Here is a 3,405-nt window from a genome sequence, read left to right on the forward strand (position 1 = left end):
CCCTCCTGGGAGGGGTTAGGGGTGGGTTGTCTCCTGTCTCCTGTCTCCTACCCCTACTAAAAGACTTTTTCAGCAAACCCTAATTAGCAGTCCAGTTAATGTTAATTATTCTTATGTTTACTTCTCCCTCACTTCCCTACTCCCCTACTCTACTACTCAATAAAATGTAGAAAAGTTTTTGAGAAATGGTATTATTTCTTCTTCCCTCTTCACTCCTGACTACTCCGTTGTTATTTATAAGTATTCAACTGGAAATGATATTATTCATCAGAAAATTCTAATAATTTATCTAAAAATTTTTGACCAAAAAATAAGGTCAATAGCCTCCCCTTTCAAGGGGATGAAAAAAAATCAAGTTCAATATTTCAAGTCTCTGACTTTAACTAGAGGTACTGATAAATGATAAATGATAACTGATAACTGAAATGACCTGCTTTTTCTAAGCTTTCATCAAGAGAAAATATGAGAGTACCCAAGCACACTTTACTTTTAAGAACAAATTGATTTATGGGATGAATTAATTTGTGAGGATAAACCAAGACTGCTGAATAACAGTTTTTATAAGTTGCATAAGCTACTACTTGATTAATATCAATTGTAGATGGTTTGTCATCTAACTTATATTTAGTATCAAGAATATAAACAACTTTACCAGTAATCGATAAAAACGTTGGTTTGGATGACTACGCAGTTGTGAAAGTAGCTCAAATATCTCATGATAAAAAGGATATTTAATAACGTCATTTTTTTCTAAATTACTGGTTTTTGTCTGAATATATTTTTGTGCTATTTGTGCAACTATTTTTTGGATATTTATGGATGAACATTGCTGATTCAACCAAGATAATGATTGCTTTTTTTTGATGTTTATATCATTGGATATTTCTTCATCAGTTTCATCTTGGTCATCTTCATCTAAATCAGACTCATAGTCATCTTGACTAAACTCTTTATATTCATCATCTTCTTCATTTACATAAATACTATGCCAAAGAGAATCAAACAGAATAGACTCACTTTTAAACCCAAATAGCAAAGCAGCAATTACTTCTGGATGACTCTCACTTGTCAAATAAAAAGCTTAAAACTCAGACAACGCAAGACTTTTCCTTCTTTGTTCTTCCTTCTGCTATAAAAAATCCTGGGAGTCTGTCCAAAGAAAGTCCCCCAGGTTACCAGCTTAGTTATAGCAAAATTTATTCTATTCAACTGTATGGCCAGCATCAACGATCGCTTGCTTAATGGACTCCTCAGATGCTTTGGTTTCCACAGTCACAATTTTTTGCTCCACATCCACTTGGACATCAGCTTCCGATTCCTGAGCTTTGATTGCTTTCGTAATAGTATCTGCACATCCACCACAAGCAATAGATGGTACTTTTAGTTGTATTGCCATATTAAAAATTAGTTAGGTTGTTACAAATTTTTAATAAGTATATAGCATTTCGATAGAGAATTAAGTACCCCTACAGTAGGGAACAGGGAACAGGGAACAGGGAACAGGGAACAGGGAACAGTGGGAAAAGCTTTTCTCTCTCTCAAATTCATAATCAATCTATGTTCTAACCAACTCGTTCCTTGCTATAGAGCTTCCAGATTTCAGATGAACAATAAAATTATATTTTTATCAACTATGTTTTCATCTTTTCTCCTACAAAAAATTCAGCTATGGCGTTTCTCAAGTTACTGAGGTACAGTTTTTTTTCTTCTTTTCTATTCCCTATTCCCTATTCCCTGCTATAGATATGCCAAATTTTAGATGAGGGATAAAACTATATTTTTCTCAACTAAACTTTCATCTTTTCCCCTACAAAAAATTCTGCTATTAACTATAAAGACTAGCAACATATTCTCCATAACCGTTATAAGGTAAAGTTGGGATTTTTTCCCAAGACCAACTCGCACCTTCACTTAATACTTTTTCAGTTGCTTGTGACCATCGAGGGTGAGGCACATTAGGATTAACATTTGCTTCAAAAGCATATTCATTTGGTACCAAAGTATTCCAAAATGTTGCTGGTCTTGACTCTATAAATTCAATTTTTACAATTGATTTTGCGCCTTTAAAACCATACTTCCAAGGAATAACTTGCCTTAATGGCGCTCCATTCTGTTTAGGTAATGATTTACCATACATTCCTACTGCAAAAAAAGCTAATTCATTAGCCATTTCATCTATTCTTAAACCTTCTGTATAAGGCCAGGGATAACCATTAGCCCAAAAACCAGGACCTTTAGTAATTTCTGCATCGTAAAAAGAGGTAAAACGAACATATTTAGCTTTTGATGTTGGTTCCACATCTGCCATTAATAATTTCATGGGAAAACCTAACCAAGGTATTACCATTGCCCATGCTTCAACACACCGAAATCGATATATTCTTTCTTCTAGAGGAAACTTTTTTTGTAGTTCATCTATGTCATAAATACGAGGATTTTTTACTAATCCTTTAACTTCAACTTTCCAATTTTCAGTGGGTAAAGCTTGAGCAGCTTGCCAAATAGATTTATTACCACCAAATTCATAGAAATTATTATATTTTGTGGCAAGAGCTTCGTCTGTTATAGGTCGGTCAACTTCAGAAAAGTTAGGATTAATTGTGAATTTACCAGTCATTGGTAATGTTACTGCTTCTGAAGTTAAAGATGTTTTGGAGTTTCGTCCACAACTGGTAAGAGTAGATAATGCAGTAGCACTTAAACCAACACCGATTAGACTTTTCATAAACCGACGACGGTTTAAATAAGTAGTTTCTGGAGTTATTTTTGTTTCAGGAATTTCCCAAGACTTTTTGATTCGGATTAGAGGCATGGTTAATTGTTAGTTATTATGAGGTTTTAACTTTAATACTAAAGATTGATGATTTTTTCATCCCTAGTTTATAATATATAGCAGGTTTATTTAATTTGCAGACTTCGCCATAAGAAGTTTGACCAAAAATCTTTTGTTTTAGGGAGTAGGGAATAGGTAGAGACATTGCATGCAACCTCTGTACAGAATAGAAAAGAATAAAAACAACTTTCATTAATGGATAATTGATAATTGATAATTACCTCTGGTTAAAACCTTTCTTGATTGAATATAAGGAGATATTATTTCTTTTTTTTCCCTTAAAAGGGGAGGCTTTAAACCATAATTATTTAATAATTAATAATTTGGTAACTCAGTAAACACTATATTTTTAGACTTAAAAATCTGTGGAGGAACTACGTTAAAAGTAATTAATAATGAATAATTACTTCTAAAATTTAGTCCGGGGACTTTGGCAATAGCTTTTATTTTTTCTCAATTTCTCAATTGCTTTTATTTTCCCCAAAATTAATGGCTGATAGCTAATAACTGATGGCTTAATGTTTAAAGCACTTCTGTTTTGTTTATGTAGAAAATATCTGGGAATTTGAAAA

Annotated in this window: 3 protein-coding genes; all 3 read right to left on the minus strand. The window is 32.9% G+C overall.

Features of this window, described 5'->3' with window-relative positions:
• Nucleotides 1–613: 613 nt before the first annotated feature.
• The 3 genes from F6K13_RS24615 to msrP all read right to left on the minus strand — a co-directional run bounded on the left by F6K13_RS24615 (nt 614) and on the right by msrP (nt 2,812).
• Nucleotides 614–1,072 (minus strand): hypothetical protein, encoded by a 459-nt coding sequence (locus tag F6K13_RS24615; protein WP_124143928.1) that lies wholly within the window; start codon nt 1,070–1,072, stop codon nt 614–616.
• A gap of 129 nt (nt 1,073–1,201) precedes the next feature.
• Complete coding sequence (locus F6K13_RS24620) at nt 1,202–1,396, minus strand: heavy-metal-associated domain-containing protein (RefSeq protein ID WP_124143929.1); 195 nt, start codon at nt 1,394–1,396, stop codon at nt 1,202–1,204.
• 429 nt (nt 1,397–1,825) lie between these two features.
• Nucleotides 1,826–2,812, minus strand: coding sequence for a protein-methionine-sulfoxide reductase catalytic subunit MsrP (gene msrP, locus F6K13_RS24625; protein ID WP_124143930.1), 987 nt, complete (start codon nt 2,810–2,812; stop codon nt 1,826–1,828).
• Nucleotides 2,813–3,405: the final 593 nt, after the last annotated feature.

The sequence above is a fragment of the Okeania sp. SIO2B9 genome (assembly GCF_010672505.1).
Taxonomy (GTDB): Bacteria; Cyanobacteriota; Cyanobacteriia; order Cyanobacteriales; family Microcoleaceae; genus Okeania; species Okeania hirsuta.